The organism is Gemmobacter megaterium (assembly GCF_900156815.1).
Taxonomy (GTDB): domain Bacteria; phylum Pseudomonadota; class Alphaproteobacteria; order Rhodobacterales; family Rhodobacteraceae; genus Wagnerdoeblera; species Wagnerdoeblera megaterium.
In genome coordinates this window covers 73,595-99,002 of record NZ_FTOT01000004.1, presented here as the reverse complement: position 1 = coordinate 99,002, position 25,408 = coordinate 73,595, and the positions used below count along the sequence as shown (strand labels likewise).

Below are 25,408 nucleotides of genomic sequence, written 5' to 3'. Positions count from 1 at the left end.
ACAAGAGGCAGGCATGGGCACCATCGACGGGGCAGAGCAGGCGCGCGGCGGCGTGACCTACAATCGGGTCATGCTGAAGATTTCCGGCGAGGCGTTGATGGGCGATCAGGGCTTTGGCCTGCATCCACCCACCGTGCAGCGCATCGCGCAAGAGGTGAAGGCGGTTCACGAACTGGGTGTCGAAATCTGCATGGTGATCGGCGGCGGCAACATCTTTCGCGGCCTTGCCGGGTCGGCACAGGGGATGGAGCGGACGACAGCCGATTACATGGGGATGCTGGCCACCGTGATGAACGCGCTGGCGATGCAATCGGCGCTGGAGGCGCTTGGCGTCTTTACACGGGTCATCAGCGCGATTCCGATGGATCAGGTCTGCGAACCCTACATTCGCCGCCGCGCCGTGCGGCACCTGGAAAAGAAGCGGGTCTGCATCTTTGCCGCCGGTACCGGCAACCCGTTTTTCACCACCGACACGGCCGCCGCGCTGCGGGCCAACGAGATGGGGTGCGAGGCGGTGTTCAAGGGCACCAAGGTGGATGGGGTCTATGACAAGGATCCCAAGAAATTCACCGATGCCAAACGCTATGACACCGTCAGCTATGACGAGGCGCTGGAAAAGAACCTGGGCGTGATGGATGCAACGGCGATTGCGCTGTCGCGCGACAACCGCCTGCCGATCATCGTGTTCAGCCTGGACGAGCCGGGCGGTTTCCGCGGGATTCTTGCCGGGCGCGGAACCTATACGACCGTGAAGGGCTGAGGCCGACCCCCTCTATACCCAGCGCCTGCCTTCGCCTATAGAGGCGAGGGCGCCCCGTACGACCGGGGGCTGGAGGACCGCAGGCAGAAGAAGGAAGCACCCATGTCCGATGATCTGGAGATCGACCTCGACGATCTGGAACGCCGCATGGACGGCGCGATGACCAGCCTTCGGGCGGAATTCGCCTCGCTGCGTACGGGCCGTGCCTCTGGCAGCATGTTGGATCCGATCCAGGTCGAAGCCTATGGCCAGATGACGCCGATCAACCAGCTTGGCACCGTGAACGTGCCCGAACCGCGCATGGTGGTGATCAACGTCTGGGACAAGGGTCTGGTCGGCAAGGTGGAAAAGGCGATCCGGGAATCCGGGCTGGGCATCAATCCGCAGCTGAACGGCACGCTGATCATGCTGCCGATTCCGGAATTGAACGAACAGCGCCGCAAGGAACTGACCAAGGTTGCGGCGGGCTATGCCGAACATGCCCGCGTCGCGATCCGCAACGTGCGCCGCGATGGCATGGACAAGATCAAGAAGGCGAAATCCGACGGGATGCCCGAGGACGAGCAGAAGATGTATGCCGACGAGGTCCAGGCATTGACCGACAAGATGATCGCCGCCGTCGACAAGGCGCTGGAAGGCAAGCAAGCCGAGATCATGCAGGTCTAGTCCAGGTCCAGCCAGCGCAGGAGGCGGGCCGATGCCGTCCGACAGCTCATCAGTGCCGCAGCATGTGGCGATCATCATGGATGGCAATGGTCGATGGGCCACCGGACGCGGATGGCCCCGCCTGGTCGGTCATCGCAAGGGGGCAGAGCGCGTCAAGCAGATCGTGCGCTGCGCCCCCGATCTGGGCATCAAGTGGCTGACGATCTACGCCTTTTCTACCGAGAACTGGAAGCGGTCCACCGAAGAGGTACTGGGCCTGATGGGCCTGTTCTCGCGCTATATCGAACGCGAGGCCGACCGGCTGTCGGCCGAAGGCGTGCGGATGCGTTTCATCGGGGACCGTTCGCGGCTGGATGAGCGGCTGCAAAAGCTGATGGCGGGGATCGAAACCCGCACCGCCAACAACACGCGGCTGAACCTGACCGTGGCGATCAACTATGGTGGCCGGGATGAAATCATCCGCGCCGGGCGCAAGATTGCCCAGGCAGTGGCCGAGGGCCGGCTGGACCCCGATAACGTGACCGAATCCACGGTGTCGGACGTTCTGGATACGGCCAACATCCCCGACCCGGATCTGGTGATCCGCACCAGCGGTGAAACGCGGGTGTCAAACTTTCTGCTGTGGCAGGCGGCCTATGCGGAATATGAATTCACGCCAACCCTGTGGCCCGATTTTTCGCCTGCGGAACTGGCATTAATCCTGGCACGCTTTGGCGGCCGCGACCGCCGTTTCGGCGGGGCGGAGCCTGCATGACCGGCGAACCCAGACGCTGGGCCGATCTGAAGGCGCGGGTTCTGTCGGCGCTGGTCATGGTCGCGGTCGGCGCGGTCGAGATCTGGCTGGGCGGGTTGCCTTTTGCGGCGCTGGTGCTGGTCGTGATCGGCGCGATGGTCTGGGAACTTGCGCGCATGACCGGCAGGTCGGTGACGGGGCGGACGCCGGGGATTCTGGCCGCCCTTGCGATCGTTTCGCTGGCCGGGGCCATGTGGCTGCCGTCGGACCATGCCGAACTTCTGTTGGCGGTACCGGCCCTGGGGCTGGCGCTGACCAAGCGCAATGATCGCCGGATCGCCACCCTCTACGGGCTTGCCGCGCTGATGGCGGGCTATGGGCTGGTCGCCTTGCGCGATCTGGGGATGGAGGCGCTGATCTGGCTGGTTGCCGTCGTCATCGCGTCGGATGTGCTGGGCTATTTCGCGGGCCGGATCCTTGGCGGGCCGAAATTCTGGCCTGCGGTCAGCCCCAAGAAAACCTGGTCGGGCACCGTGGCGGGCTGGATCGGCGCGGCGCTGGTCGGACTTGCCTTCGTGCTTTGGGGTGGGGCAGGCTGGGGCCTTGTGATCCTGTCGCCGCTGGTCGCCTTTGCAGGCCAGTTGGGCGATATTGCCGAAAGCTGGATCAAGCGCAGGGCAGGGGTCAAGGACAGCTCTGGCCTGATTCCCGGCCATGGTGGGGTGATGGACCGTTTCGATGCGCTGATCGGGGCGGCGGTGGTTGTCATGGCGCTGGGGCTGGTGATGCCGCTGCCCTTGCCGGGAGTGTGATGTGCGCAATGTGTCGATCTTTGGCGCCACCGGCTCTGTCGGTGAGAACACGGTCGATCTGATCGCCCGGTCGCCGCAGGAGTATCGCGTTGTCGCCTTGACCGGCGGGCGCAATGTGCGACGTCTGGCGCAGCAGGCCATCACCTTGCGCGCAGAGCTTGCAGTGACCGCCCATGACGATTGCCTGCCTGCCCTGCGCGATGCCCTTGCTGGCACCGGAGTAGAGGTTGCCGCAGGGGCGCAGGCCATTGCCGACGCAGCCGACAGACCTGCCGACTGGACCATGAGCGCGATTGTCGGCGCCGCGGGCCTGGTGCCCAGCCTGCGCACCGTGGCGCGCGGCGGCACGCTGGCATTGGCGAACAAGGAATCTCTGGTCTGCGCGGGGCCGTTGCTGATGCAGACCGCCCGCGCCAATGCCGCAACGATCCTGCCGGTGGACAGCGAGCATTCGGCCGTGTTCCAGGCGCTGGCCGGGGCGCCGGTGGCGGCGGTCGATCTGGTGACGTTGACCGCCTCGGGCGGGGCATTCCGCGACTGGCCTATGGAGCGACTGGTCCGCGCGACCGTGGCCGAGGCCAGTACGCATCCGAACTTCGCCATGGGGCAGCGCATCACCATCGACAGTGCGACCATGTTCAACAAGGCGATGGAGGTGATCGAGGCGCGGGAGTTCTTTGGTCTTGCGCCTGACCGGATCGACGTGGTGATCCAGCGCGAGCAGATCATCCATGCGCTTGTTGCCTTTCGGGACGGGGCGGTGATGGCGCATATGGGAATGCCGGACATGCGCCATGCCATCGGCTACGCGCTGCACTGGCCTGAACGTGCGTCCCTGCCAGTGGACCGGCTGGATCTGCGCAAGCTGACAAGCCTGAGCTTTTCCGTGCCGGACGAGGCGCGGTATCCGGCCTTGCGCCTTGCGCGCGAGGTGATGGCGGCAGGTGGTCTGGCGGGGGCGGCGTTCAACGCGGCCAAGGAGACGGCGCTGGACCAGTTCATCGCGGGCGCCATCGGCTTTGTCGACATGGCGGGGCTGGTCGAGGACACCCTTGACCGGATCTCGCGCGATTGTGGCCTTGGAAATGCCCCGGACAGCCTTGAGAACGTGCTGCAAATGGACGACCTTGCCCGCCGGACGGCGGCGGGGATCGCCCTTGACCGGGGCAAACAAGGATAGACAATGGATTTTCTGGCGCAGCTTCCATCCTTCGGCAACGTGATCTGGACGCTGGTTGCCTTTGTCGCCGCCCTGTCCGTGATCGTGGCGGTGCATGAATACGGGCATTACATCGTCGGACGCTGGACCGGGATCAAGGCGGATGTGTTCAGCCTGGGATTCGGGCCAAAGCTGTTCGGCTGGACCGACCGGCACGGCACGCATTGGCAGGTGGCGGCCTTGCCTTTTGGCGGCTACGTCAAGTTCAAGGGCGATGCCGATGCGGCCTCGGGCCGCGACGAACATGCGCTGGACACCATGAGCCCCGAGGAGCGCCGCGATACCATGCATGGCGCGCCGCTCTGGGCACGTTCGGCCACGGTGGCGGCGGGGCCGGTGTTCAACTTTGTCTTGTCGATCCTGATCTTTGCGGGCATCGCCCTGTGGAGCGGTATCGCTACCGAAGAGGCCCGCGTGGGCCAGGTCAAGCCGATGCCGCTGGCGCAGACGCTGCAACCGGGCGATCTGATCACCGCGCTCGATGGCCAGCCCGTGGCGGGATTGGGCGATTTCTACACCGTGGCCGACGGCCTGACACCTGCGCCGGTCGTCAGCTATACGGTGGACCGGGGCGGGCGGGTCGTGACGCTGGAGGGGCCGTTCCCCTTCCCGCCGGTCGCCGATCTTGTGCAACCCGATTCGGCGGCCCAGTCGGCGGGATTGCAGGCCGGGGACGTCGTCGTTTCGGTCAACGGCACCCCCATTCACGCCTTTGCCGAATTGCGCAAGCTGATCGGCGAGTCCGAAGGGGCCGCCCAGACCCTCTCCGTCTGGCGCGACGGTCAGGTTCAGGACATCACCCTGACGCCGCGCCGCGTGGATCTGCCCAGCCCGGACGGCGGTTTTGAAACCCGCTGGCTTCTGGGGCTGACGGGCGGGCTGGTGTTCGAACCCGAAACCCGTCGCGCAGGCCCGTTCGAGGCGTTGTGGCTGGGGGCGCGGCAGACCGGCATGATCGTGCAGACCTCGCTGTCCGGTCTGTGGCACATGGTGACAGGCGCCATTTCCAGTTGCAATCTGCGCGGTCCGCTGGGAATCGCGGAAAGTTCAGGCAATGCGGCGGCGCAGGGCACCATGACCTTCATCTGGTTCATCGCCATGCTGTCCACCGCGGTCGGCATGATGAACCTGTTCCCGATTCCCGTGCTGGACGGCGGGCATCTGGTGTTCCACGCCTGGGAGGCTGTTACCGGCAAACCGCCCAGTGACCGGGCGCTGCGCGGGCTGATGACGGCGGGATTGGCACTGTTGCTGACGCTGATGGTCTTTGCCTTGACGAATGACCTGTTCTGCCCCTGATTTTTGCCAAAATGCGGCCATATTCCGTTGCTAGACGGGGCGTACCGGGCGACTGGGCGCCCGGCGTGCCCCTTGTCGCGGAGTATCGTCATGCAGACGCTTGCCAGTGGCTATCGTAGCCTTTCGCTGATCGTCAATCTCAACTGGGACAGGCTGTTTTCCCTGGGCACCATCCTGGTGGGTTTGCTGGCCGGGGCGTTCCTTGGTTCGGTACTGACGAATCTGTAATTCAGGTAATCTGGCCAGCCAAAGGCGCGGACCCGCATGGTCCGCGCCTTTGTGCTTTTGACAAGCCTGCCCGTTCGGGCTAGTCAGGATCGAAACAGGCGGCGACCGGGGGGTTTGTCTTAATGTACGGATTTGATGGCTTCCGGGGTGCAATGATGGCTGGTTCGCGTATGCGCAACGGGGTTCTTGCGGTTCTACTTGCGTCTGCGGTTGGTATTTCTGCGGTGCCTCTGCCGTCCTTCGCGCAGGGATATCGCTTTTCCAGCGTCACGATCGAGGGCAACCAGCGGATCGAACCGCGCACGATTCTGGGCCACGCCCGTATCGCGCGCGGCGATGCGCTGTCGGCGGCCGATCTGAACGATGCCTATCAGCGGCTGGTGAATTCCGGCCTGTTCGAAAGCGTCAGCCTGACCCCGCGTGGCGGCACGCTGGTGATTGCCGTCAAGGAATACCCCACGATCAATGTCGTGAACTTTGAGGGGAACCGGCGGCTCAAGACCGAAGACCTGCAAAAGCTGATCGAGTCGCGGTCGCGCCGTGTCTATTCCCCCGCGACGGCAGAGGCGGATGCCGCCCAGATTGCCGAGGCGTATTCGGTCACCGGGCGCATGGCCGCGCGGGTCGAGCCGCGGATCATCCGTCGCTCTGACAACCGTGTCGATCTGGTGTTCGAGATTGCCGAAGGCCGCGTCGTCGAGGTGGAGCGGCTGTCCTTCGTTGGCAACCGCGCCTTTACCGACCGTCGCCTGCGTCAGGTGTTGCAGACCAAACAGGCCGGCCTGCTGCGCCAGTTGATCAGTTCGGATACCTATGTGGCCGAGCGGATCGACGTGGACCGCCAGTTGCTCAAGGATTTCTACCTGTCGCGCGGCTATATCGACTTTCAGGTGCAGGATGCCAGCGCCGAGATGGCGCGCGAGCGGGACGGGTTCTTCGTCACCTTCACCGTGCGCGAGGGGCTGCAATACAAGTTCGGCCAAACCCGCGTGATCTCGGAAGTCGAAGGGGTGAATGCCGACGATTATGCGTCGCTGCTGCGCCTGCGGCCGGGGTCGATCTACACCCCGTCCGATGTCGAGGCCGTGACGGCCCGGATGGAGGCGCTGGCCAGCCGCAAGGGGATCAACTTCCTGCGGGTCGAGCCGCGGATCAAGCGCAACGATGCCCAGCAAATCCTGGATATCGACTTTGCGCTGGTCCGGGGCGAACGCATCTTTGTCGAGCGTATCGACATCGAGGGCAACACCACCACGATGGATCAGGTGATCCGTCGCCAGTTCCGCACCGTCGAGGGGGATCCGCTGAACCCGCGCGAGATCCGCGAGGCGGCCGAACGGATCCGGGCCCTGGGCTATTTCGAGAATGCCAATGTCGAGGCGGTCGAGGGCACCAGCACCGAAGGCGTGATTGTCAAGGCGACCGTTCAGGAAAAGCCCACCGGGTCGCTGTCCTTTGGTGCCAGCTATGGCAAGGCCGATGGTGTCGGCTTCATGGTGGGCCTGTCGGAGTCGAACTTCCTTGGCCGTGGCCAGTTCGTGTCGCTGGACCTGAACCTCGGGGCGTCGGACGCAACCTCGTCCTTCACCTTCTCGGAACCCGCGTTGCTGGGGCGTGACCTGAAATTCACCTTCTCTGGCCTTTATGCCCAGACCGAGGCGAATTACGCCAGTTGGGATTCCCGGCTGGTCCAGGGCGGGATCGCGCTGGAATTCCCGCTGTCGCAGACCGCCCGGCTGGAAACGCGCTATACGCTGAACAAGTCGCGCATCTTCAACGTCTCGACAGGCGGGACCGATGCCGATGGCAATCCGATCCTGGCCTCCAGCCCGATCCTTCAGCGCGAGGAATTGCGCGGCTCCCTGTGGGGGTCGGCGGTGGGCTATACGCTCAGCCTGGACAATCGGCGCGGCGGGTTGGCAGGGCGCACCGCCTATGTCTTCCGGTTCTCGCAGGACGTTTACGGCGTCGGGGGCGACCTGAAGTTCCTGCGGTCCGAAGTCTTTGCCGGGACCCAGACCTCTATCCTCAACGGTGATGTGCGGCTGCGGGCCGAATTCGAGGCCGGCGCCATCGCCACCTCTGGCAGCAGCGGCACCAGGGCGAGCGAACGCTTCTTTCTCGACAGCAAGATCCGCGGGTTCGAGCCTTTCGGCATCGGCCCACGCGATACCGGGGCAGGGCGCAACGACCCGCTGGGCGGCAACTACTACGCCGTTGCCCGGATGGAGGCGGATTTCCCCGTCGGTCTGCCCGAGGAATACGGCATTCGGGGCGGCGTGTTCTTTGATGTCGGTTCGGTCTGGGGTCTGAACGATACCGCCGGTGCGACCGGCACGGTGGATGACAAGCTGCGCTTGCGCTCGTCTGTGGGGGTCGCGCTGTTGTGGGATACGCCGCTTGGGCCGCTGCGCTTCAACTTTGCCAAGGCGCTCAAGAAGCAGACCTATGACAAGGAACAGCGCTTCGATCTGACGATCTCGACCAAGTTCTGATGCGCCGCGCGGGCATTGGTCCGGTTTTGGCTCTGTGGGCGCTGAGTGTGGCGCCCATGGCCTATGCACAGGGGGCCGGGGATCGGCCGCAGGACGGGCTGTCGCCCGGAACGGTGCAACTGCCCTTTGTCACGCTTGACGACGGGCGGTTGTTTTCCGGCAGCCGCTATGGTCAGGCCCTGTTGGCCGAGCTGGAGGCAGAGCAAAAGACGCTTGCCGCCGAGAACCGCGAGATCGAGGCCGACCTGGCGCAGCGCGAAAGGCAATTGACCGACCGGCGCCCCACCCTGGCCCCCGAAGAATTCCGGTCGCTTGCGAACAGCTTCAATTCCGATGTCGAGGATCATCGCAACGCGCAGAAATCCAAGGAGCGCGCGATCTATCAGCGCCACGACGAGGCGCGTCTGCGTTTCCGCGACGTAGCCAATCAGGTGTTGGCGCAGGTGATGCGGGAACGCGGTGCGCTGGCCATAATTGCTGAAGAAGCGATCGTTCTGGGCTTTCGCGAGATCGACATCACCGATGCCGCCATCGCCCGCATGGATGAGCTGATCGGCGATGGTGCGGATTTGCCCCGACCGACGGATCCCGTGGAACCGCCTGTCCCGCCTGCGCCCTGACGCCGGTTGGCTGGACACCATGTGACCGACTTGCTAGCACATCTCTTGCCGCGCCTGTCGCGGTCTTGCCGGAAGGACCTGTAATGACCGATGCCGCCCGCACCGAAGCCGATCTGGATCTGATCATGCGGATCATTCCGCACCGCTACCCGTTCCTGCTGGTGGACAAGGTGCGTGATATCGTGGTGGGCGACTCTTGTATCGGCATCAAGAATGTCACCTATAACGAACCGCATTTTACCGGCCATTTCCCCGGATTGCCCATCATGCCCGGCGTGATGATCGTCGAGGCGATGGCGCAGACATCGGGCATTCTGGTCGGGCTGACGATGGATCTGGTGGACAAGAACGCCAAGGTCTTCTTCATGGGGGTCGAGGCGTGCAAGTTCCGCCGCAAGGTGGTGCCGGGCGATGTGCTTGAACTGCATGTCAAGGCATTGCGCGGTGGCGGGCGTGTGTGGAAATTCGAGGGTCGCGCGATGGTTGGTGATGAACTCGCGGCCGAGGCGACCTTTACCGCGATGTTCGATGTGGCAAAGGGCTAGGCGATGTCCATCGATCCCGGCGCACAGATTCATCCGACTGCGGTGATCGAGGCGGGGGCCGTGATCGGCCCCGGCTGCGTCATCGGGCCTTTCAGTCTGGTCGGTCCCGAGGTGGTTCTGGGCGAAGGGGTGGTGCTCAAGTCCCATGTGGTGGTGACAGGCTGGACCGAGATCGGGCCCGGCACCGAGATCTGGCCGTTTGCCGTGGTTGGCGAGGTTCCGCAGGATCTGAAGTTCAAGGGCGAACGCACGCGGCTGGTTGTCGGGGCTCGGTGCCGTATCCGCGAAGGCGCCACGCTGAACACAGGAACCGAGGGCGGCGGCGGCATCACGCGCGTGGGCGACGACTGCCTGTTGATGACAGGATCGCACGTCGGGCATGATGCGACCGTTGGAAACCGCGTGATCCTGGCCAATCAGGTTGCAGTGGCGGGCCATTGCTGGTTGGGCGACGATGTGATCATTGGCGGACTTTCAGGCATTCACCAGTGGGTCCGGGTCGGGCGCGGCGCGATCATCGGGGCCGTTACGATGGTGACAAACGATGTCATACCCTTTGGACTTGTGCAGGCCCCGCGTGGCGAACTGGACGGGCTGAACCTGGTCGGGCTCAAGCGCCGTGGTGTGAACCGGGCCGAGATCACCGCCTTGCGCGCCGCCTATCAGATGCTGGCGCAGGGGGAAGGCGCCTTCGTTGACCGCGCCCGCCGTCTTGCCGACGAAACCGAAAGCGCCCATGTGCGCGAGGTGACGGACTTCATCCTTGGCGCAACCGACAGATCGTTCCTGACCCCACGCTGAACGGGGCATGTGCCGGGCGGGCAGGGCGCCTATTTTGCAATCTGCTCCTGCCGGACGAACATGTTGGCCCAGGCGCGGTCGATCAACTCGGGGGTCATCTGGTAGGGGATACCTTCGAAGTCGCAGACGGCAATCATCTGGTCGATCAGATAGACCGGCTGGTAGTTGGCAAAGGTGTTGCTGATTGTCGGATACTTGACCTTGAGCAGATGCAGGAGCGCCGCCTCGTTCAGCGGCATTCCCTTTTTCTTGGCCACCATGGCAAAGATCTTCAGGAACATTTCCTGATTGGGGCCATCCACCTTGATCTTGAAGAAAATCCGCCGCAGGGCGGCGCCGTCGAAGATCTCGTTCGGGTGAAAGTTGGTGGAAAAGATCACCAGCGTGTCAAAGGGCACTGTGAACTTTTCGCCCGATTGCAGCGCCAGGATGTCGCGGCTTTCCTCCAGCGGCACGATCCAGCGGTTGACGATCTTTTGCGGCGGCTCTGCCTGACGGCCAAGGTCGTCGATGATGAAGATCCCCCCCGTAGCCTTGAGTTGCAGGCTGGCCTGATAGGTGCGGGCGACGGGGTTGTAGGCCAGGTCCAGCATGTCCAGCGACAGTTCGCCCCCCGTGATCACCGTAGGCCGTTCGCAATAGACATAGCGCGTGTCATAGCGGTTCGAGGTGCGCCGCAACTGGTTGGGGTCATCGACCGCCGCTTCGGCCTTGGCGTGGACGATCGGGTCATAGACGGTGATGATCTGCCCGGAATATTCGATGGCGCGCGGCACATAGATCCGGTCGCCCAACGCATCGCGGATCCCGTTCGAGATACTGGATTTGCCGTTGCCGGGCGGGCCATACATCAGGATCGACCGCCCCGAGGTGACAGCAGGCCCAAGATTGTCGATCAGATCCGGCGGCAGGATCAGATGCCCCATGCCGCGCAACAGTTCGGTCTTTGTCAGTTTCAGCTTGCGGACCGATTGCCGCGCGACCTGATCCTTGTAGGCCGCCAGGGGCACCGGCATCGCGCCATAATATTCCGATTGCGCCAAGGCATCCAGGGCACGGGCCTTGCCGCCGTCGGTCAGTTGATAGCCCATTTCATTGCCGCTTGTGGCATGCAGTGTTCCGGTCGCCTCGATCAGGCGTTGGCCGCGTGTCAGATCGACCAGTTCCTGCACCAGCGGGACCGGCAAGCAGACGATCCGCGCCAGATCGCTGACCAGCGACAGGTTCATGCGAAACATTGTCTTGAGCAGGATGTCCCGCATCATCACCATGCCAAGGCCCACATCCTCCAGCCGCCGCAGGGCCGGCGGCGGGGTCACATTGGAGACGGGTTCGACATGCACGTTCATGGGCGGCCTCGCGCGGACTGACTTGCTCGCAACCCTGCCGTCAGATTCCGGCAAATTCACGGCGAGGACGCGAAACCTGCGTGCCTTTTCGCCGGCCCCGTGCGGCGGCGGGCTTGGGCCCAAGAAAAAGGCCACCCCTGGTGTGGGGTGGCCGTATCGCCGATCGGGGGCGAGGCGCCGGGTCAGGCGGGTTCCAGCATTCCCCGCTCTCGTGCCAGTTCGGTCATACGGGCCTGAAGCTTTTCAAAGGCGCGCACTTCGATCTGGCGGATGCGTTCGCGGCTGACACTGTATTGCGACGACAGATCTTCCAGTGTCACGGGTTCGTCCGACAGGCGGCGTTGGGTCAGCACATCGCGTTCACGCTCGTTCAGCACATCCATCGCCTGCGTCAGCAGCGACAGGCGTGCCTCCATCTCGTCGCGTGCCTCGTAGGCACCGGCCTGATCGGCATCTTCATCCTCCAGCCAGTCCTGCCACTGGCTCGACCCCTCGCCATCGGATCCGACGGTTGCATTCAGGCTGGCATCCGACCCCGAGAGGCGGCGGTTCATCGACACCACCTCATCCTCGGTCACATTCAGGTCATGGGCGATGCGGGCAACGTTTTCCGGCCGCAGGTCGCCATCTTCCAGGGCGCCGATGCGGGATTTTGCCTTGCGCAGGTTGAAGAACAGCTTTTTCTGCGCGCTGGTCGTCCCCAGCTTCACCAAGCTCCAGGACCGCAGGATATATTCCTGGATGCTGGCGCGAATCCACCACATCGCATAGGTGGCCAGACGAAACCCCTTTTCGGGGTCAAAGCGTTTGACCGCCTGCATCAGGCCCACATTCGCTTCGGAAATCACCTCGGCCTGCGGCAGGCCATAGCCGCGATAGCCCATGGCGATCTTGGCAGCCAGGCGCAGGTGGCTTGTGACAAGCTGATGCGCGGCTTCGGTGTCCTGATGGTCGGCCCAGCGTTTGGCCAGCATGTATTCTTGCTCGGGTTCGAGCATGGGAAACTTGCGGATTTCCTGCATATAGCGGTTCAGCCCCTGTTCGGGGCTAGGGGCGGGAAGGTTGGCATATGTGCTCATGGTCATATCATCCCTGTCTGGTCCGGGGCACTGACCTTGGGGGTCGGCTTCTCCGGCGTTGACGCTAACGTAAGCATCGCCGACCGGAGCCTCAAGAGGGGGCATCCTGCGGATTTGCTGACTATTATACGGATCAATGCCGCATTCCGTTCATCTGTTCCTGCGGATTTCAGTCGGGTCACGCGGATGTCAGGGCGCGTGACCACGCGCGAGGGTGAAAACACCCGCAGGATCATGTGCGCGGGGCGCGCAGGGTCTCGATCAGGGTGGTCATGTCGGCGGGCAGGGGGCTTTCGAAATGCAATGCCTCACCCGTCACCGGATGCGAAAACCCCAGCGTGGCGGCATGGAGCGCCTGGCGCGGAAAGGCATCGACGGACTCTGCCGCCTGTCCCAGCGCGCGGGCCGGGGCCTTGCGCCGGCCGCCATAGGTCGGATCGCCGACCAGCCCATGTCCGCCATAGGCCAGATGGACGCGGATCTGATGGGTGCGTCCGGTTTCCAGCCAGCAATCCACCAGGGCAATCGCGGGGGGGGTGCCAAAGGTGTCGACCACCCGCGCGCGCGTCACGGCATGGCGGCCACCATGGCTGACCACGGCCTGGCGCTGGCGGTCGGCGCGGTGGCGGTCCAGTTGCGTTGCGATGCGGATCACCCCGCCCGATTCCACCGTTACCCCAGCCAGCCCGCGCAGGCGCGGATCACCGACCGACGGTACCCCATGGACCAGCGCGAGATAGTGGCGATGCACATCATGCCGTTCGAACTGTGCGGCAAGGCCGTGATGCGCGCGGTCCGATTTCGCCGCGACCAGCAGGCCAGAGGTTTCCTTGTCGATCCGGTGGACAATGCCGGGGCGGCGTTCGCCACCGATGCCCGACAGCGTATCCCCGCAATGGTGTAGCAGCGCGTTCACAAGCGTGCCGCGCGGGTTGCCGACTGCCGGATGCACCACCATGCCCGCAGGCTTGTCTATGACGATCAGATCGGCGTCTTCCCAGACAACCGCCAGCGGAATATCCTCGGCCAGCGTCTCGACGGTTTCGGGCTCGCCCAGAACGATCTCGATGATCTCGCCTTCGGCGACCTTGTCGCGGGCGCCCAGCACCGCCCCGTTCCGCGTGACGGCGCCATCCGCGATCAGTCTGGCCAGGCGCGAGCGTGACAGTGCCGCCTCCTCTGGCACATCGCGGGCAAGGGCCTTATCAAGGCGGCCAGGCGGATCGTCGGCAAGGACGACCCGCAGAACCGTGCTGGAAGGATCGGACACCATGGCTCTTACCCCGGATGACGGCACGGGCACTGCGCTGCCTGCCTCGGTGCGTTTGCTGCAATGGCTGGTGATCGGCCTGACCGCCAGCATGATCGTGGGCGTCATAGCGGTGGTTGTCGTGGTTGTCACCCGTTTCCCGGCACGGCCCACCCCGCCCGTGCCCGAGATGCTGGAATTGCCCGACGGTGCGACGGCGCTGTCCGTCGCGCAAGGGGCTGACTGGATCGGAATCACCACGACGGATGACCGCATCCTGATCTATGACCGCAGCACGGGTGTCTTGCGCCAGACGATCACACTGAGCCGGCCCTGATCTGCGGCGCCGTCTCTATTGCAGATGCTGCCCGGCCCAGGCCAGAACGCCCGCCACGGCCAGCCCCAGAACCACGGCCACGGCAATCTTCCAGACCGACCAGGGACGCTCGCCCTTGACCTTGCCGGTCTGGCCATTGACGACAAAGCGATAGCTTTTGCCACCATATCTGTAGGCCGCCGTCCACACCGGCAGCAGCACGTGCTTGAAGGTCTCCTCGGACCAGTCGGTATCAATCCGCTCGATCCGTTGCTCGTCGCCACCGATGGCGCGGCGCGCATCGCCGGTGATCACCTCGGCCATGATCTCGCGCGCCCGTCCGTGTCCCTGATCCAGCGGCACCGAATAGGCTTCGGCCTGAAATCCCGACAGATACTCTGCCGCATGGGGCTGAAGGGCGGACAGATCCCAAGGGGCCAGCGCCTCGGTATATCCGCGCGGCAGGCTGTCGGAGCCGATCACCAGCACATCGTCGAACCGGCGTGACACCCACCCGCGCACGGCGGTCCAGCGGATCTTGCGCACCCGTTGTTCGCGCCGTTCCGACTTGCCGTTGACGTTCACCGTCACCCATTGGGTTTCATAATAGGCATCGCCCCGCTGCCCGGCATATCGGCTGCGCGTGGCGGCGTCGAAGGTCCAGAACGGCACATAGATCCCGGTCAGCAGGCGACCCTTGCGGGCATAGTCCTGCAAACCGTTTGGCGCGAACCACAGCCGCCCCAGCCAGTTGACCATTGCAGCACGGGCATCGCGTTCTGGCACCGCGAATGGCAACAGCGCCTGCGGCCGGATCGCCCGGTGTGGCACCTGCTGCGGGACCACAGGCGTGGCGCAAAAGGCGCAGGTCGTCGCCTCGACCTGCTCGCCCAGTTCCAGTTCTGCCCCGCAGCCGGGGCAGCGCGAAACGCGCACCTCCTCCATCGCCGACGGGGGCAGGGCGCCCCGCAGGGCTGTGTCCAGATCGTGTTCGGCCAGCGCCCGGTGGCGGTCGCGCACCGGCAGGTCGGGCATGGGCTGCACATGCCCGCAATGGCCACAGGCAAGTTGCCCCGACTTCGGGTCGAAGGTCAGGGCAGCGCCACAGCTTTCGCAGGGCCAACTGGTTGCGGCGGGGGGCATCGGGGGCAGGCTCCGGTCTGGTGTCAGGCAGGTGGCGGCGGCGGCGGCACGCGAGCCATCAGCGCGGCAAGGGCCGGCACCTCTCCGGCAGCTTTCCAGCCTGCCATTCCGGCCGACCAGACCAAGGTTGCGCGGGTCAGGCGCCCCTGGGCCACCAGACCGGGCAGCGCGTCGGCGCCAAATGGCCCTTGCGATTGCCCGCTTTCGGCCAGATGCCATTCCACCGCCGGATCGTTCGGCACCGGCGGGGGCGCCGGGGCTGCGGTGCGTCCCCCCCAAGGCCCAGCCATTCCCATGGCGGCCCCCATTGCCGCCCCCATCCCGGCGCCCATGGCCGAACCGGGCGCCTCTGCGGCCTTGCCCATGGCTTCGGCCGCCGCAAACTGGCCGTATTTGTTCAGGTCGCCGACGATCCCCATCGAGGTGCGCTGATCCAGCACCTTTTCCACCGCTTCGGGAAGCGAGATATTCTCGATGACGAAATCGGGCAGTTCCAGCCCGTATTGCGCCACGGCCGGGCCCATCGCCTCTTGAACCAGCGCGCCGAGCTGGTTGAGGTTCGCGGCCATGTCCAGCGCGGCAATGCCCGAATTGGCCACCACGCGCGAAAACTCCTGCACGATCACATCGCGGATATGGACGGTGATTTCCTCGGTGGTGAATTCGCCATCCGTCCCGACGATCTCGGTCATGAAGCGGCCCGGATCGGTCACGCGCATGGAATAGGCACCAAACGCCCGCAGCCGCAGCGGCCCGAATTCCGGGTCGCGCAACATCACCGGGTTGCGCGTGCCCCATTTCTGGCCGGTGAACCGGGTGGTGTTGACGAAATAGACCTCGGATTTGAAGGGCGACGAAAACCCGTGGTCCCAATGCTGCAAGGCGGTCAGCACCGGCATGTTGTTGGTTTCCAGCATGTAAAGCCCCGGCCCGAACACATCGGCCAGTTGCCCTTCGTGGATAAAGACCGCGGCCTGTCCTTCGCGCACGGTCAGCTTGGCGCCATACATGATGGCATGGCCCTGACGGTCGAACCGCCAGACCATGGTGTCGCGCGTGTCATCCACCCAGTGGATCACGTCGATGAACTGACCTTTCAGAAACCCGAATACCATCGTCAATTCTCCTTGCCGGATCACCGGCCTTGTCCTGCCTGGCGTTGCGTATGGGCAAACCCGTTGCCCGCGTCGCCGGTCCTAGCTGCCACCCCCAATGGCCTGGGCGATGATCGGCCCCAGCAAGGGGCGCACCTCGGCCTCGCGCATACCGGGCTTGAGCCGCCGGTCATACAGCACGCGCAACAATGTCTCGTCCATGCCGGTCAGCGTGGCAAATTCCTCGTCATCGTTGAAGATCGACGGGCGCGCGCGCGGGTAGTCATTGGCCAACCCCAGACCCTGTGCCATTTCCTCGTGAAAGCACGACAGGCGCAGCACATCGGGCAGCTCCGACCGGATTACCGCCAGCGCGCCGGAATAGATCGGGCTGTCCCCATCGGAGATGGCCAGAACCATGCAAAAAGTTGAAAGCCCCATGCCCGTCGCCGATTCCAGTTCGCGCGGATCGAGGCCGGGGAACAGTGCCGCCCATTCCGCGCCCTTGGTCGGGCGTTCGTCTTCGGAAACCACGTAGATCCAGTAATTCGGCGCATGATCGGTCACGCTGATCGACAGGCCGGAATGCCGGGCCAGCCGCGCGGCATAGGTCGCCACCGTGGCCCGGTCCTTGGCCCGTGTCTGCTCGGGGACAGACTCACCGAACCGCAGGCCGATCCGTATCGGTTTTTCCCACCGGCGCAGGCGCGAAGGAACCTCGCGCGCGATCAGTCGGCCGCGTTCGCTGACATATTCATCATACAGGGCGATGCGAACGAAATTGTCGGCGATCTGGCGCGGGCCCCAGGGGGTGTCAGCGCCGCCCCCATCGGTGCGCAACAGGCCGCGCGCCAGCAGATCGGCCTCGACCTTGGCGAAATGCGCCGCGACGGCCCGGCTGGCGGCCGAAGGTTCGGCCGTCGGCGGTTGCGTCTGTGGCGGCAGGCTGCGGGGCGAGGGGCGCAGGCTTGGCCCCCCCGTGCCGATCAACGCGCAGGCAGACAGGGCCGCCACTGCCAGCGCGCCCGTTGCCCCCCGAACAATCCGCCCGACGTGCTGGCGCATGTCAGCCCTTTGCAGCCCGGCCGCTGGCCGACGCCAGGGTATCGCGCAATTCCGCTTCCATTTTCACCAGTTCCTCCTCGGCCGCCGCGCGGCGTTTCTTGCCCTCGTCGGCGATGACGAGGCTTTCCTGGATCGTGGCGATCAGCGTGGCGTTGGCCTTCTTCACTGCCTCGATATCGAACACGCCGCGCTCCATCTCCTGACGGACAACGCGGTTGGCCTGCTGGAGGTTCTCGGCATTGGCGGTCAAAAGATCGTTGGTCAGGTCATTCGCCGCGCGGATCGATTCCGCCGCCTCGCGCGAGCGCTGGATGGTCACGGCCTGTGCCAGTTGGGTTTCCCACAGCGGTACGGTGTTCACCAGCGTCGAGTTGATCTTGGTGACAAGGCTCTTGTCATTCTCTTGCACCAGCCGGATCGAGGGCAGCGACTGCATGGTCACCTGGCGCGTCAGCTTCAGGTCATGCACCCGGCGTTCCAGATCATCGCGGGCTGCGCGCAGGTCGCGCAGGGCCTGTGCCTTGAGCATCTTCTGATCTTCGGTCGCCGCCTCCATCTCGGCCACGGCGGCGGGGATCACGGTCGCGTCCACCTCGGCCAGCTTGGCTTCGCCAGCGGCGATGTACAGGGCCAGCTCCTGGTAGAATTCCAGCGTCTTTTCATACAGTTTGTCGAGCGCCTTGATGTCCTTGAGCAGTTTGTGCTCGTGTCCCAGCAAGGTCTCGGTGATCTTGTCGATCTGGGCCTGGACGGTTTCGAACCGCGCGACGAATTTGGCAAAGGGTGCGGCGCGGCCCATCAGGCGCTCCCACCAGCTTGCCTTGCGGCGCACGTCCAGCTCGCTGACCGAAAAGCCCCGGATCGTCGTGACGATCTGCGCCAAGGCGTCGCCAGCCGGGCCAACATCCTTGTTCTTGACGTCGGTCAGCATGTCCTGGCTGATGACCTGAAGTTCGGCCTGGGCGCGCGATCCGAATCCGATGATGGATTGCGCGTCGCTCAGGTCGACTTCGGCCATGCGGCTGCGGATGCTCTCGGCCACAGGGGCGGGGGCGTCGGCAAGCGGCACCACCTCGCCGCCCGGTTCGGGCAGGACCACGGCTGTCACGTTCTCGACTTCGGCAAGGATGGCAGTGGCCGCGCTGCGGGTCGTTTCGGTCATGTGGGCCTCTTACTGGATACTGGGCGCCGGTGCGCCATGGGGATCAGCCGCGCGGCGCCTCTTGGGCAAGGCGTTCGCGCAGCACTTCAATTTCAACGTCCATCCTGCTGCGATCATTCGACAAAAGCGTCTCGGACTTCTGCGAGAACCGCGTGTCCAACTCGTCGAGCAATGACAGATAATCGGCACGTGCACGCGCATCGCGGGTCGTGCCGTAGACATGGGCGAACTGTGCCGTCGCGGCGCGGGCGCCGTCGAGGTAGACCGACAGATACCTGCGCGAGGCGGTCAGGTCGCGGGGGTCGTTCTCCACCGTGCGGAACATCGCGCGGGCGGTGGTGGCGAACTGGTCGAGCCTGTCCATGATTTCGCGGTCGGCAATCGGGCGGGCAGCCTCGCGCATGGCGGTCAGGTGCTTTTCGGCTTCGGCCACGGCGGTGGCCACCCGTTCCGTCTGAAAGCTGTCGACACCCTCCATCCCCTTGTCGGACAAGGGGTCGGGGCCAAAGGCGATCAGATGCAGCCCGGCGCCCAGGGCGCCCAACAGGATCGGGGCAACCACACCCGTGCCGGGCGCCCAGGCGGCCAGCCCGATGCCAAGCCCGGCCAGAACCGAACCGAAGATCTTGCGCGGGATCGCAGGCCGGCGGGCGATGCTGCGCGCCTCCCATGCCTCGTGCGCTTTTTCGCCCTCGCGCGTCAGCCAAGCGGAAAGCAGCAGCAGACCAAAGGCCACCAGATCGGCGCTCAGGCCGACCGGCCCTTGCCGAAAGGCGGTAAGGGGCAGCACAAAAGGCAGCAGAAACATCAGGTTGACCCGTGCGCCCGCACGGGCAGGCCGCGATGACCGCAGCGGCGCCGCCTGTCCCTTGGGGCCGGGCCGCGCGCCGGGACTGTACTTGCCGCCATATCGCTGGCTCATGGTCCGGTTCCTGTCACGGCTGCATAGATCATCAGCGCAGCCAGCAGCACAAAGGCCGTGCGTCTGATACCCGTTTGCCCCATCTGCGCCTCCAGCCGCCTGTGCTCTACAGGACTATATGGGATCGCCGCTTGCCGATCCATCCCGCCACGGGGGGAATTTGCAAGCCATGGCAGCAGATTGCCGCCTGTTGCCTAGCGTCTGGGTCCGCCCTTGGGGGGGCGGGGGGATTGGGTCGGCCCGCCGCGCGCGCCGGGTTTCGGGCCGCCGCCGGTGCGGGGGCCGGACGCCACATCGCCCGTCCGCGATCTGCCCTGAGCCGTTGCGCCCTTGGCGCCGGGCTTGCCGGGGCCTTTGGCGCCGGGCTGCCGCCGTTCGGCCGCGGCGGATGTCGTGCCCGTCTTGCCGGGTGCCCCGGTCCCGGCCCCGGTGCCTGTCGCGGTGCGGCTGGCGGACTTGCCGGCGGGGCCTGCGCGCGTACCGGCCTTGACCGCCCCACGCGGCGTGCCTTCAGGGCGCGGCATCGGGGTTTCGTCCAGGCCCAGTTGGTCCTTTAGCATCCGCGGGCGGATCTCTGCCACTTCGCCGGGTTTCAACTCGCCCAACTGGAAGGGGCCATAGCTGACGCGGATCAGCCGGTTCACGGCCAGGCCGACCGCCTCCATCGCGCGGCGGATCTCGCGGTTGCGGCCTTCGCGGATGCCGATGGTCAGCCAGGCATTCGCGCCCTGCTGCCGGTCCAGCGAGACGGTCATCGGCTGAAAGTTTTCGCCGTCCACGACAATCCCCTTGCGCAGCGGTTCGAACTGGCTGTCCTCGGGGCGCCCGTTGACCCGCACGCGGTATTTGCGCAGCCAGCCGGTCGAGGGCAATTCCAGCCGCCGTTTCAACCCGCCGTCATTGGTCAGCAGCAGCAGCCCTTCGGAATTCAGATCCAGCCGTCCGACGGTCATGACCCTTGGCAGATCCTCGGGCAGGTGGTCGAACACGGTGGCACGGCCCTGTTCGTCGCGTGCGGTGGTCACAAGCCCCTCGGGCTTGTGATATAGCCAGACGCGGGGCGGTTCGGGCGGGGCCAGCGGCGCGCCGTCGACCGTGATCCGGTCCTTCGGGGTGACATCGAGGGCAGGGCTGTCAAGCACCTTGCCATTCACGCTGACCCTGCCTTCGGCGATCATCCGTTCGGCATCACGGCGCGAGGCGACGCCGGCCCGTGACAGAACCTTGGCGATGCGGTCGCCACTGGGCTTTGCCGTTTCGGCGGCTGGGGGCAGGGGCGACGCCTTGGCCTTTGGCGGGCGGGGCGCGGCCCCGGTTCTTGCGGGCGTATCGGTCGGGCGGCGGGACATGGCGGGCTCTGCTACGCCCGGCGTGGCGCGGGACTGGATACCCCGGCGGCGCTCTGCCCCCGGACCCCCGAGGATATTTGTATCAGGCCGAAGGGGCAAGGCGGCTTGTCCTTTGATCGGCGCCGGGGCAGAACTCCGGCATGAGCCCCTTTCGCAGCTACATGGATCTGGCCTTGGCAGAGGCGCGCGCGGCGGCCCTGCGGGGCGAGGTGCCGGTGGGCGCCGTGGTGGTGGCGCCGGGCGGACAGGTGGTGGCGCAAGCGGGCAACCGCACGCGAGAGTTGAACGACCCCACGGCCCATGCCGAAGTGCTGGCCATCCGCGCCGCCTGTGCCGTGGCGGGGGGCGAGCGGTTGCCGGGCCATGACCTGTACGTGACGCTGGAGCCGTGTCCGATGTGTGCCGGTGCGATTTCGGCCGCGCGGATCGCGCGGTTGTACTATGGCGCGGCCGATCCGAAATCCGGCGGGGTCGCCCAGGGGCCGCGCGTCTTTGCGCATCCCCAGTGCCATCATGTTCCCGAGGTCTACGATGGTATCGGCGCTGCCGAGGCGGCGGCGCTGTTGACCGGGTTCTTTTCCGGCCGCCGGTGAGCGAATCGTTGCCAGATGCGTGGCGGCAGGATCATCTGGCAATATTCATATGTTTATACGAAAGGGGAGGTTCGTATGATCCGCAGGACATTCATTGCCGGGGCGGTGGCGGCGCTTGTGGCTGGCAGCATGGCGCTGGCCGACGGGGCAGGGCCGAAAGTGGCCATCCATGTCGATCAGGATGATCAGGCGACCATGAACATGGCGCTGAACAATGCCGTGAACATCATCAGCCACTATCAGGCGCTTGGGCAGACCGCGACGGTCGAGATCGTGACCTATGGGCCGGGTCTGACAATGCTGCGCAAGGATATTTCGCCGGTGGCATCGCGGATCGTCGATCTGTCGATGCAGCATGAGACGATCAGGTTTTCCGCTTGTCTGAATACGGTGGAATCCATCCGGCAACGCACACAAAAGGATGTTCCGCTGCTGGACGAGGCCGAGACCGTGCCATCGGGCGCGGTGCGGCTGATGGAGTTGCAATACGAAGGCTATGCCTATCTGAGGCCGTGATCCGGGCAGCGGGGCAGGCGGCTGGCCTGCCCCGCTGCGGGGTCACAGGACGATCGGCTGCATGACCTGCGGCTCTATCACCCGCACGCCGGGCGCCACCCCTGCCTTGAGGGCATCTGCCGATTGTTCGAGCAGCGGGAAGGTGCGGTAGTGGCACGGAATGATGGTCTGGAAGTTGAAGAACTTGCGCGCCGCATAGGCTGCGCGCTTCATGTCCATGGTGAAATGGCCACCTGCTGACAGGATGCCGATTTCCGGCGCGTGCAGGTCATTGAACACGCCCATGTCGGCCATCACGTCGGTATCGCCCGAGAAATAGATCGTGCGCCCGGCATGTTCGATCATATAGCCGTTTTCCGCCCCAAGATAGATCGGCCCCTGTTCGCCCGAGAACGACGAGGAATGCGAGGCGGCAACCATCGTCACGTTCACATCGCCAAGCTTGATCGTGCCGCCATTGTTGAAGCCGATGGTCTTGCACCCGTCGCGCGCTTCGACCCAGGTGGTCAGGTCGTATTTGCCGACCAGCGGGATTCCCCGATCCTTTGCAATGCCCGGCGCGTCCGAGATGTGGTCGCCATGACCATGGCTGACCAGAACGGCTGTTGCACCGGCGATCGCATTGGACCGTTCGTCGGCGGGAAACATCGGATTGGTCAGCCAGGGGTCAACCAGAAGGCATTGGTCGCCAATCTCGATGCGAAAGCCGGAGTGGCCAAGCCAGGTGATCTTCATCATGTGTCCTTTCAGTCTGGCGCGCGGGGGCGGGCGTCTGCCGGGAAGTACGCCGGGGGACGCGGCCCGGTTCACCCGTCCGTGCCAAAAACGGGGGCCGGGGCTTGAGCGAACCGCGCAGGTGCGCCACCTTACGCAGGCAATCACGGAGTTTCCATGACAAACGCGACGGGCTGGCTGGCGCCGGTGAACAGCTATTGTGAACGGACGGGGCCGGAATATTGGTCCGAGCCGGTGAATGCGCTGACCAATCTGGCCTTCATCGTGGCAGCGGCGATCGTCTGGCCACGGGTGGCGGGGCGCCCGACCGGGCAGGCGATGGCGGTCACTCTGGCGGTGATCGGGGTGGGGTCGTGGTTGTTCCATACCCATGCCAACCGACTGACCGGGCTGATGGATGTGCTGCCGATCCTGGGGTTTATCCTGCTGTATGTCTTTGCCGCGACGCGGGATTACCTTGGGGCCCGGCCTTGGGTGGCGGGGGTGGTGACGGTGGCCTTTGTGCCCTATGCCGCGCTGACAGTGCCGCTGTTTTCCATGATTCCGGGGCTTGGGTCATCGGCGGGCTATGCGCCTGTGCCTGTGCTGATCGCGGCCTATGCCTGGGTACTGCGGCGGCGGGCGCCCGAAACGGCACGCGGGCTGACGCTTGGCGCGGCACTTCTGGTCGTCTCGCTGACCTTTCGCACGCTGGACATGCCGGTCTGCGGGGTGCTGCCGCTGGGCACGCATTTCCTGTGGCATATCCTGAATGCGGTCATGCTGGGCTGGATGATCGAGGTCTGGCGCCGCCATATGGCCAGGCGGGGGGCATAGCCCGCTCCTCGTGCCTTGCACCCTTGCGGCCGCGCCGCTAAACGGAACCCGACAGACGGAGGCACCCATGTCCACCATCGACATTTCCACCGCCCGCAAGGTGGCCCATCTTGCCCGCATCCGCGTGGCCGAAGACCAGTTGCCGCAACTGGCCGAGCAGCTGTCGGGTATCCTGACCTTCATGGAACAGCTGAACGAAGTGGATGTGGACGGCATCGAGCCCATGACATCGGTCACGCCGATGCGGCTGAAACGCCGCGTCGACGAGGTGACGGACGGGGGCTATCCCGACAAGGTTCTGAAGAACGCTCCCGATGCCCGCGAGGGCTTTTTCGCCGTGCCGAAGGTGGTGGAATGACCCTGAACAGCCTGACCATTGCCGAAGCCCGCGACGCGCTGCGCAAGGGTGACTTCACTGCCGAAGACCTGACCATGGCCTGCATGACCGCGATGGATGCGGGCGATGCGCTGGGGGCCTATGTGCACAAGACCCCCGATCTGGCGTTGCAACAGGCTCGGGCGGCGGATGCGCGGCTGAAGGCGGACGATGCCCCGGCAATGTGCGGCATTCCGTTGGGCATCAAGGATCTGTTCTGCACCAAGGGCGTGCCCTCGCAGGCCGCGTCGAACATTCTGTGCGGGTTCAAGCCGGAATATGAATCGACCGTCACGGCCAAGCTGTTCGCCTCGGGTGCGGTGATGCTGGGCAAGCTGAACATGGATGAATTCGCCATGGGTAGCTCGAACGAATCCTCGTGCTATGGCAATGCGGTCAACCCCTGGAAGGTGGATGACCGGCTGTTGACCCCTGGCGGGTCATCGGGCGGGTCGGCCAGCGCGGTGGCGGCGGACCTGTGCCTTGCCGCCACGGGCACCGATACCGGCGGGTCCATCCGTCAACCTGCGGCCTTTACCGGCATCGTGGGGATCAAGCCGACCTATGGGCGTGTCAGCCGCTGGGGCATTGTCGCCTTTGCCTCCAGCCTCGATCAGGCTGGGCCGATGACCAAGACGGTGCGCGATGCCGCGATCATGCTGGGCGCCATGGCAGGCCACGACATGAAGGATTCGACCAGCGCCGACATTCCGGTGCCGGATTTCGAGGCTGCGCTGACCGGGGATATCCGCGGCAAGAAGATCGGTATCCCGCGCGAATACCGCATGGACGGAATGCCTGCCGAGATCGAGAAGCTGTGGAACGACGGCACCGCGATGCTCAGGGACGCGGGCGCCGAGATTGTGGATATCAGCCTGCCGCATACGAAATACGCGCTGCCCGCCTATTACGTCATCGCGCCGGCCGAAGCCTCCAGCAACCTCGCGCGCTATGACGGTGTGCGCTATGGCCATCGGGCCAAGCTGGCGCAGGGCGACGGTATCGTTGACATGTACGAAAAAACCCGCGCCGAAGGCTTTGGCGCCGAGGTGCAGCGCCGCGTGATGGTCGGCACCTATGTGCTGTCGGCGGGGTTCTATGACGCCTATTACAACCGTGCCCGCAAGGTGCGCGCGTTGATCAAGCGCGATTTCGAACAGGTGTTCGAGGCTGGCGTCGATGCAATCCTGACCCCGGCCACCCCGTCGTCGGCCTTTGGCCTGGGCGAGATGGCCAATGCCGATCCGGTTGAGATGTATCTCAACGACGTGTTCACGGTTACGGTGAACCTGGCCGGTCTGCCCGGAATCTCGGTTCCGGTCGGGCTGGATGCCAAGGGGTTGCCGTTGGGCCTGCAACTGATCGGACGCCCCTGGGACGAGGCAGGGTTGCTCAATCACGCCCATGTGCTGGAACGTGCGGCAGGCTTTGTGGCCAAACCGGAAAAATGGTGGTAAGGGCCGCCG

27 protein-coding genes are annotated in these 25,408 nt (G+C 64.9%); 17 read left to right on the top strand and 10 right to left on the bottom strand.

Features of this window, described 5'->3' with window-relative positions:
• The first annotated feature begins 13 nt into the window (after positions 1 to 13).
• From pyrH to lpxA, 11 genes are all read left to right on the top strand, one after another.
• Positions 14 to 760, top strand: coding sequence for a UMP kinase (gene pyrH / locus BW970_RS11115; protein WP_076531288.1), 747 nt, complete (start codon positions 14 to 16; stop codon positions 758 to 760).
• A 102-nt stretch (positions 761 to 862) separates the two neighbouring features.
• A complete protein-coding gene (gene frr / locus BW970_RS11110) occupies positions 863 to 1,426 on the top strand; it encodes a ribosome recycling factor (RefSeq protein ID WP_076531287.1) in 564 nt (187 codons plus the stop codon).
• A gap of 31 nt (positions 1,427 to 1,457) precedes the next feature.
• Positions 1,458 to 2,180: a polyprenyl diphosphate synthase gene (gene uppS / locus BW970_RS11105; protein WP_076531285.1), complete on the top strand. Its 723-nt coding sequence runs from the start codon at positions 1,458 to 1,460 to the stop codon at positions 2,178 to 2,180.
• Positions 2,177 to 2,971 (top strand): phosphatidate cytidylyltransferase, encoded by a 795-nt coding sequence (locus BW970_RS11100; protein ID WP_076531283.1) that lies wholly within the window; start codon positions 2,177 to 2,179, stop codon positions 2,969 to 2,971. The genes uppS and BW970_RS11100 overlap by 4 nt, the downstream gene beginning before the upstream one ends.
• 1 nt (position 2,972) lies before the next feature.
• The gene (gene dxr, locus BW970_RS11095; RefSeq protein ID WP_076531282.1) at positions 2,973 to 4,151 is read left to right on the top strand and encodes a 1-deoxy-D-xylulose-5-phosphate reductoisomerase; all 1,179 of its coding nucleotides are present in this window, start codon (positions 2,973 to 2,975) and stop codon (positions 4,149 to 4,151) included.
• A gap of 3 nt (positions 4,152 to 4,154) precedes the next feature.
• Positions 4,155 to 5,489 (top strand): RIP metalloprotease RseP, encoded by a 1,335-nt coding sequence (gene rseP, locus BW970_RS11090; protein WP_076531280.1) that lies wholly within the window; start codon positions 4,155 to 4,157, stop codon positions 5,487 to 5,489.
• 90 nt (positions 5,490 to 5,579) lie between these two features.
• Positions 5,580 to 5,717 (top strand): hypothetical protein, encoded by a 138-nt coding sequence (locus BW970_RS20930; protein WP_188475558.1) that lies wholly within the window; start codon positions 5,580 to 5,582, stop codon positions 5,715 to 5,717.
• 155 nt (positions 5,718 to 5,872) lie between these two features.
• On the top strand, positions 5,873 to 8,212 hold the full coding sequence (gene bamA / locus BW970_RS11085; protein WP_076531695.1) for an outer membrane protein assembly factor BamA: 2,340 nt from the start codon (positions 5,873 to 5,875) through the stop codon (positions 8,210 to 8,212).
• A gap of 56 nt (positions 8,213 to 8,268) precedes the next feature.
• Positions 8,269 to 8,832: an OmpH/Skp family outer membrane protein gene (locus BW970_RS11080; protein WP_159441435.1), complete on the top strand. Its 564-nt coding sequence runs from the start codon at positions 8,269 to 8,271 to the stop codon at positions 8,830 to 8,832.
• A gap of 83 nt (positions 8,833 to 8,915) precedes the next feature.
• Entirely contained in the window at positions 8,916 to 9,377 is a 462-nt protein-coding gene (gene fabZ / locus BW970_RS11075) for a 3-hydroxyacyl-ACP dehydratase FabZ (protein WP_076531277.1), read from the top strand.
• Between the two features lie 3 nt (positions 9,378 to 9,380).
• Positions 9,381 to 10,178: an acyl-ACP--UDP-N-acetylglucosamine O-acyltransferase gene (gene lpxA / locus BW970_RS11070; protein WP_076531276.1), complete on the top strand. Its 798-nt coding sequence runs from the start codon at positions 9,381 to 9,383 to the stop codon at positions 10,176 to 10,178.
• Between the two features lie 29 nt (positions 10,179 to 10,207).
• Here the strand turns inward: lpxA and BW970_RS11065 are convergent, their stop codons facing one another.
• From BW970_RS11065 to BW970_RS11055, 3 genes are all read right to left on the bottom strand, one after another.
• Complete coding sequence (locus BW970_RS11065) at positions 10,208 to 11,527, bottom strand: P-loop NTPase family protein (protein WP_076531274.1); 1,320 nt, start codon at positions 11,525 to 11,527, stop codon at positions 10,208 to 10,210.
• 182 nt (positions 11,528 to 11,709) lie between these two features.
• Complete coding sequence (gene rpoH / locus BW970_RS11060) at positions 11,710 to 12,606, bottom strand: RNA polymerase sigma factor RpoH (protein WP_076531693.1); 897 nt, start codon at positions 12,604 to 12,606, stop codon at positions 11,710 to 11,712.
• Between the two features lie 232 nt (positions 12,607 to 12,838).
• Positions 12,839 to 13,879: an RluA family pseudouridine synthase gene (locus tag BW970_RS11055; protein ID WP_076531272.1), complete on the bottom strand. Its 1,041-nt coding sequence runs from the start codon at positions 13,877 to 13,879 to the stop codon at positions 12,839 to 12,841.
• Between BW970_RS11055 and BW970_RS11050 the strand changes: the two genes are divergently transcribed.
• The gene (locus BW970_RS11050; protein WP_076531271.1) at positions 13,878 to 14,192 is read left to right on the top strand and encodes a DUF6476 family protein; all 315 of its coding nucleotides are present in this window, start codon (positions 13,878 to 13,880) and stop codon (positions 14,190 to 14,192) included. The two genes, BW970_RS11055 and BW970_RS11050, sit on opposite strands and share 2 nt — an antisense overlap.
• A gap of 15 nt (positions 14,193 to 14,207) precedes the next feature.
• Here the strand turns inward: BW970_RS11050 and BW970_RS11045 are convergent, their stop codons facing one another.
• From BW970_RS11045 to BW970_RS11020, 6 genes are all read right to left on the bottom strand, one after another.
• Positions 14,208 to 15,314 (bottom strand): TFIIB-type zinc ribbon-containing protein, encoded by a 1,107-nt coding sequence (locus BW970_RS11045; RefSeq protein WP_076531269.1) that lies wholly within the window; start codon positions 15,312 to 15,314, stop codon positions 14,208 to 14,210.
• Positions 15,315 to 15,337: 23 nt separating this feature from the next.
• Positions 15,338 to 16,429, bottom strand: a complete 1,092-nt coding sequence (locus BW970_RS11040; RefSeq protein ID WP_076531691.1) for an SPFH domain-containing protein — start codon at positions 16,427 to 16,429, stop codon at positions 15,338 to 15,340.
• 81 nt (positions 16,430 to 16,510) lie between these two features.
• Positions 16,511 to 17,473, bottom strand: a complete 963-nt coding sequence (locus tag BW970_RS11035; RefSeq protein ID WP_076531268.1) for a DUF2927 domain-containing protein — start codon at positions 17,471 to 17,473, stop codon at positions 16,511 to 16,513.
• Between the two features lies 1 nt (position 17,474).
• Positions 17,475 to 18,635 carry a toxic anion resistance protein gene (locus BW970_RS11030; protein ID WP_076531266.1) on the bottom strand — a complete coding sequence of 387 codons (1,161 nt, stop codon included), beginning with the start codon at positions 18,633 to 18,635 and terminating at the stop codon, positions 17,475 to 17,477.
• A gap of 43 nt (positions 18,636 to 18,678) precedes the next feature.
• A complete protein-coding gene (locus BW970_RS11025; protein ID WP_076531265.1) occupies positions 18,679 to 19,557 on the bottom strand; it encodes a 5-bromo-4-chloroindolyl phosphate hydrolysis family protein in 879 nt (292 codons plus the stop codon).
• A gap of 194 nt (positions 19,558 to 19,751) precedes the next feature.
• Positions 19,752 to 20,906 carry a pseudouridine synthase gene (locus BW970_RS11020; protein WP_076531263.1) on the bottom strand — a complete coding sequence of 385 codons (1,155 nt, stop codon included), beginning with the start codon at positions 20,904 to 20,906 and terminating at the stop codon, positions 19,752 to 19,754.
• 140 nt (positions 20,907 to 21,046) lie between these two features.
• Between BW970_RS11020 and BW970_RS11015 the strand changes: the two genes are divergently transcribed.
• A complete protein-coding gene (locus BW970_RS11015; RefSeq protein ID WP_076531261.1) occupies positions 21,047 to 21,499 on the top strand; it encodes a nucleoside deaminase in 453 nt (150 codons plus the stop codon).
• A 75-nt stretch (positions 21,500 to 21,574) separates the two neighbouring features.
• Positions 21,575 to 22,015: a DsrE family protein gene (locus BW970_RS11010; RefSeq protein ID WP_076531260.1), complete on the top strand. Its 441-nt coding sequence runs from the start codon at positions 21,575 to 21,577 to the stop codon at positions 22,013 to 22,015.
• A 42-nt stretch (positions 22,016 to 22,057) separates the two neighbouring features.
• Here BW970_RS11010 and BW970_RS11005 read toward each other — a convergent pair whose 3' ends face one another.
• Positions 22,058 to 22,750 carry a metal-dependent hydrolase gene (locus tag BW970_RS11005; protein WP_076531258.1) on the bottom strand — a complete coding sequence of 231 codons (693 nt, stop codon included), beginning with the start codon at positions 22,748 to 22,750 and terminating at the stop codon, positions 22,058 to 22,060.
• A gap of 156 nt (positions 22,751 to 22,906) precedes the next feature.
• Between BW970_RS11005 and BW970_RS11000 the strand changes: the two genes are divergently transcribed.
• The 3 genes from BW970_RS11000 (at position 22,907) to gatA (ending at position 25,399) form a co-directional block, all read left to right on the top strand.
• A complete protein-coding gene (locus tag BW970_RS11000; RefSeq protein WP_076531257.1) occupies positions 22,907 to 23,566 on the top strand; it encodes a ceramidase domain-containing protein in 660 nt (219 codons plus the stop codon).
• A gap of 67 nt (positions 23,567 to 23,633) precedes the next feature.
• Positions 23,634 to 23,924, top strand: coding sequence for an Asp-tRNA(Asn)/Glu-tRNA(Gln) amidotransferase subunit GatC (gatC, locus tag BW970_RS10995; RefSeq protein WP_076531255.1), 291 nt, complete (start codon positions 23,634 to 23,636; stop codon positions 23,922 to 23,924).
• Positions 23,921 to 25,399 (top strand): Asp-tRNA(Asn)/Glu-tRNA(Gln) amidotransferase subunit GatA, encoded by a 1,479-nt coding sequence (gene gatA / locus BW970_RS10990; protein ID WP_076531254.1) that lies wholly within the window; start codon positions 23,921 to 23,923, stop codon positions 25,397 to 25,399. Before gatC ends, gatA begins: the two co-directional genes overlap by 4 nt.
• Positions 25,400 to 25,408: the final 9 nt, after the last annotated feature.

Excerpts from the sequence above, each read along its gene's own strand:
- pyrH (WP_076531288.1), top strand. The coding sequence starts at position 14 with ATGGGCACCATCGACGGGGCAGAGCAGGCGCGCGGCGGCGTGACCTAC.
- frr (WP_076531287.1), top strand. The coding sequence starts at position 863 with ATGTCCGATGATCTGGAGATCGACCTCGACGATCTGGAACGCCGCATG.
- uppS (WP_076531285.1), top strand. The coding sequence starts at position 1,458 with ATGCCGTCCGACAGCTCATCAGTGCCGCAGCATGTGGCGATCATCATG.
- BW970_RS11100 (WP_076531283.1), top strand. The coding sequence starts at position 2,177 with ATGACCGGCGAACCCAGACGCTGGGCCGATCTGAAGGCGCGGGTTCTG.
- rseP (WP_076531280.1), top strand. The coding sequence starts at position 4,155 with ATGGATTTTCTGGCGCAGCTTCCATCCTTCGGCAACGTGATCTGGACG.
- BW970_RS20930 (WP_188475558.1), top strand. The coding sequence starts at position 5,580 with ATGCAGACGCTTGCCAGTGGCTATCGTAGCCTTTCGCTGATCGTCAAT.
- bamA (WP_076531695.1), top strand. The coding sequence starts at position 5,873 with ATGGCTGGTTCGCGTATGCGCAACGGGGTTCTTGCGGTTCTACTTGCG.
- BW970_RS11080 (WP_159441435.1), top strand. The coding sequence starts at position 8,269 with ATGGCCTATGCACAGGGGGCCGGGGATCGGCCGCAGGACGGGCTGTCG.
- fabZ (WP_076531277.1), top strand. The coding sequence starts at position 8,916 with ATGACCGATGCCGCCCGCACCGAAGCCGATCTGGATCTGATCATGCGG.
- lpxA (WP_076531276.1), top strand. The coding sequence starts at position 9,381 with ATGTCCATCGATCCCGGCGCACAGATTCATCCGACTGCGGTGATCGAG.
- BW970_RS11065 (WP_076531274.1), bottom strand. The coding sequence starts at position 11,527 with ATGAACGTGCATGTCGAACCCGTCTCCAATGTGACCCCGCCGCCGGCC.
- rpoH (WP_076531693.1), bottom strand. The coding sequence starts at position 12,606 with ATGAGCACATATGCCAACCTTCCCGCCCCTAGCCCCGAACAGGGGCTG.
- BW970_RS11050 (WP_076531271.1), top strand. The coding sequence starts at position 13,878 with ATGGCTCTTACCCCGGATGACGGCACGGGCACTGCGCTGCCTGCCTCG.
- BW970_RS11055 (WP_076531272.1), bottom strand. The coding sequence starts at position 13,879 with ATGGTGTCCGATCCTTCCAGCACGGTTCTGCGGGTCGTCCTTGCCGAC.
- BW970_RS11045 (WP_076531269.1), bottom strand. The coding sequence starts at position 15,314 with ATGCCCCCCGCCGCAACCAGTTGGCCCTGCGAAAGCTGTGGCGCTGCC.
- BW970_RS11040 (WP_076531691.1), bottom strand. The coding sequence starts at position 16,429 with ATGGTATTCGGGTTTCTGAAAGGTCAGTTCATCGACGTGATCCACTGG.
- BW970_RS11035 (WP_076531268.1), bottom strand. The coding sequence starts at position 17,473 with ATGCGCCAGCACGTCGGGCGGATTGTTCGGGGGGCAACGGGCGCGCTG.
- BW970_RS11030 (WP_076531266.1), bottom strand. The coding sequence starts at position 18,635 with ATGACCGAAACGACCCGCAGCGCGGCCACTGCCATCCTTGCCGAAGTC.
- BW970_RS11025 (WP_076531265.1), bottom strand. The coding sequence starts at position 19,557 with ATGAGCCAGCGATATGGCGGCAAGTACAGTCCCGGCGCGCGGCCCGGC.
- BW970_RS11020 (WP_076531263.1), bottom strand. The coding sequence starts at position 20,906 with ATGTCCCGCCGCCCGACCGATACGCCCGCAAGAACCGGGGCCGCGCCC.
- BW970_RS11015 (WP_076531261.1), top strand. The coding sequence starts at position 21,047 with ATGAGCCCCTTTCGCAGCTACATGGATCTGGCCTTGGCAGAGGCGCGC.
- BW970_RS11010 (WP_076531260.1), top strand. The coding sequence starts at position 21,575 with ATGATCCGCAGGACATTCATTGCCGGGGCGGTGGCGGCGCTTGTGGCT.
- BW970_RS11005 (WP_076531258.1), bottom strand. The coding sequence starts at position 22,750 with ATGAAGATCACCTGGCTTGGCCACTCCGGCTTTCGCATCGAGATTGGC.
- BW970_RS11000 (WP_076531257.1), top strand. The coding sequence starts at position 22,907 with ATGACAAACGCGACGGGCTGGCTGGCGCCGGTGAACAGCTATTGTGAA.
- gatC (WP_076531255.1), top strand. The coding sequence starts at position 23,634 with ATGTCCACCATCGACATTTCCACCGCCCGCAAGGTGGCCCATCTTGCC.
- gatA (WP_076531254.1), top strand. The coding sequence starts at position 23,921 with ATGACCCTGAACAGCCTGACCATTGCCGAAGCCCGCGACGCGCTGCGC.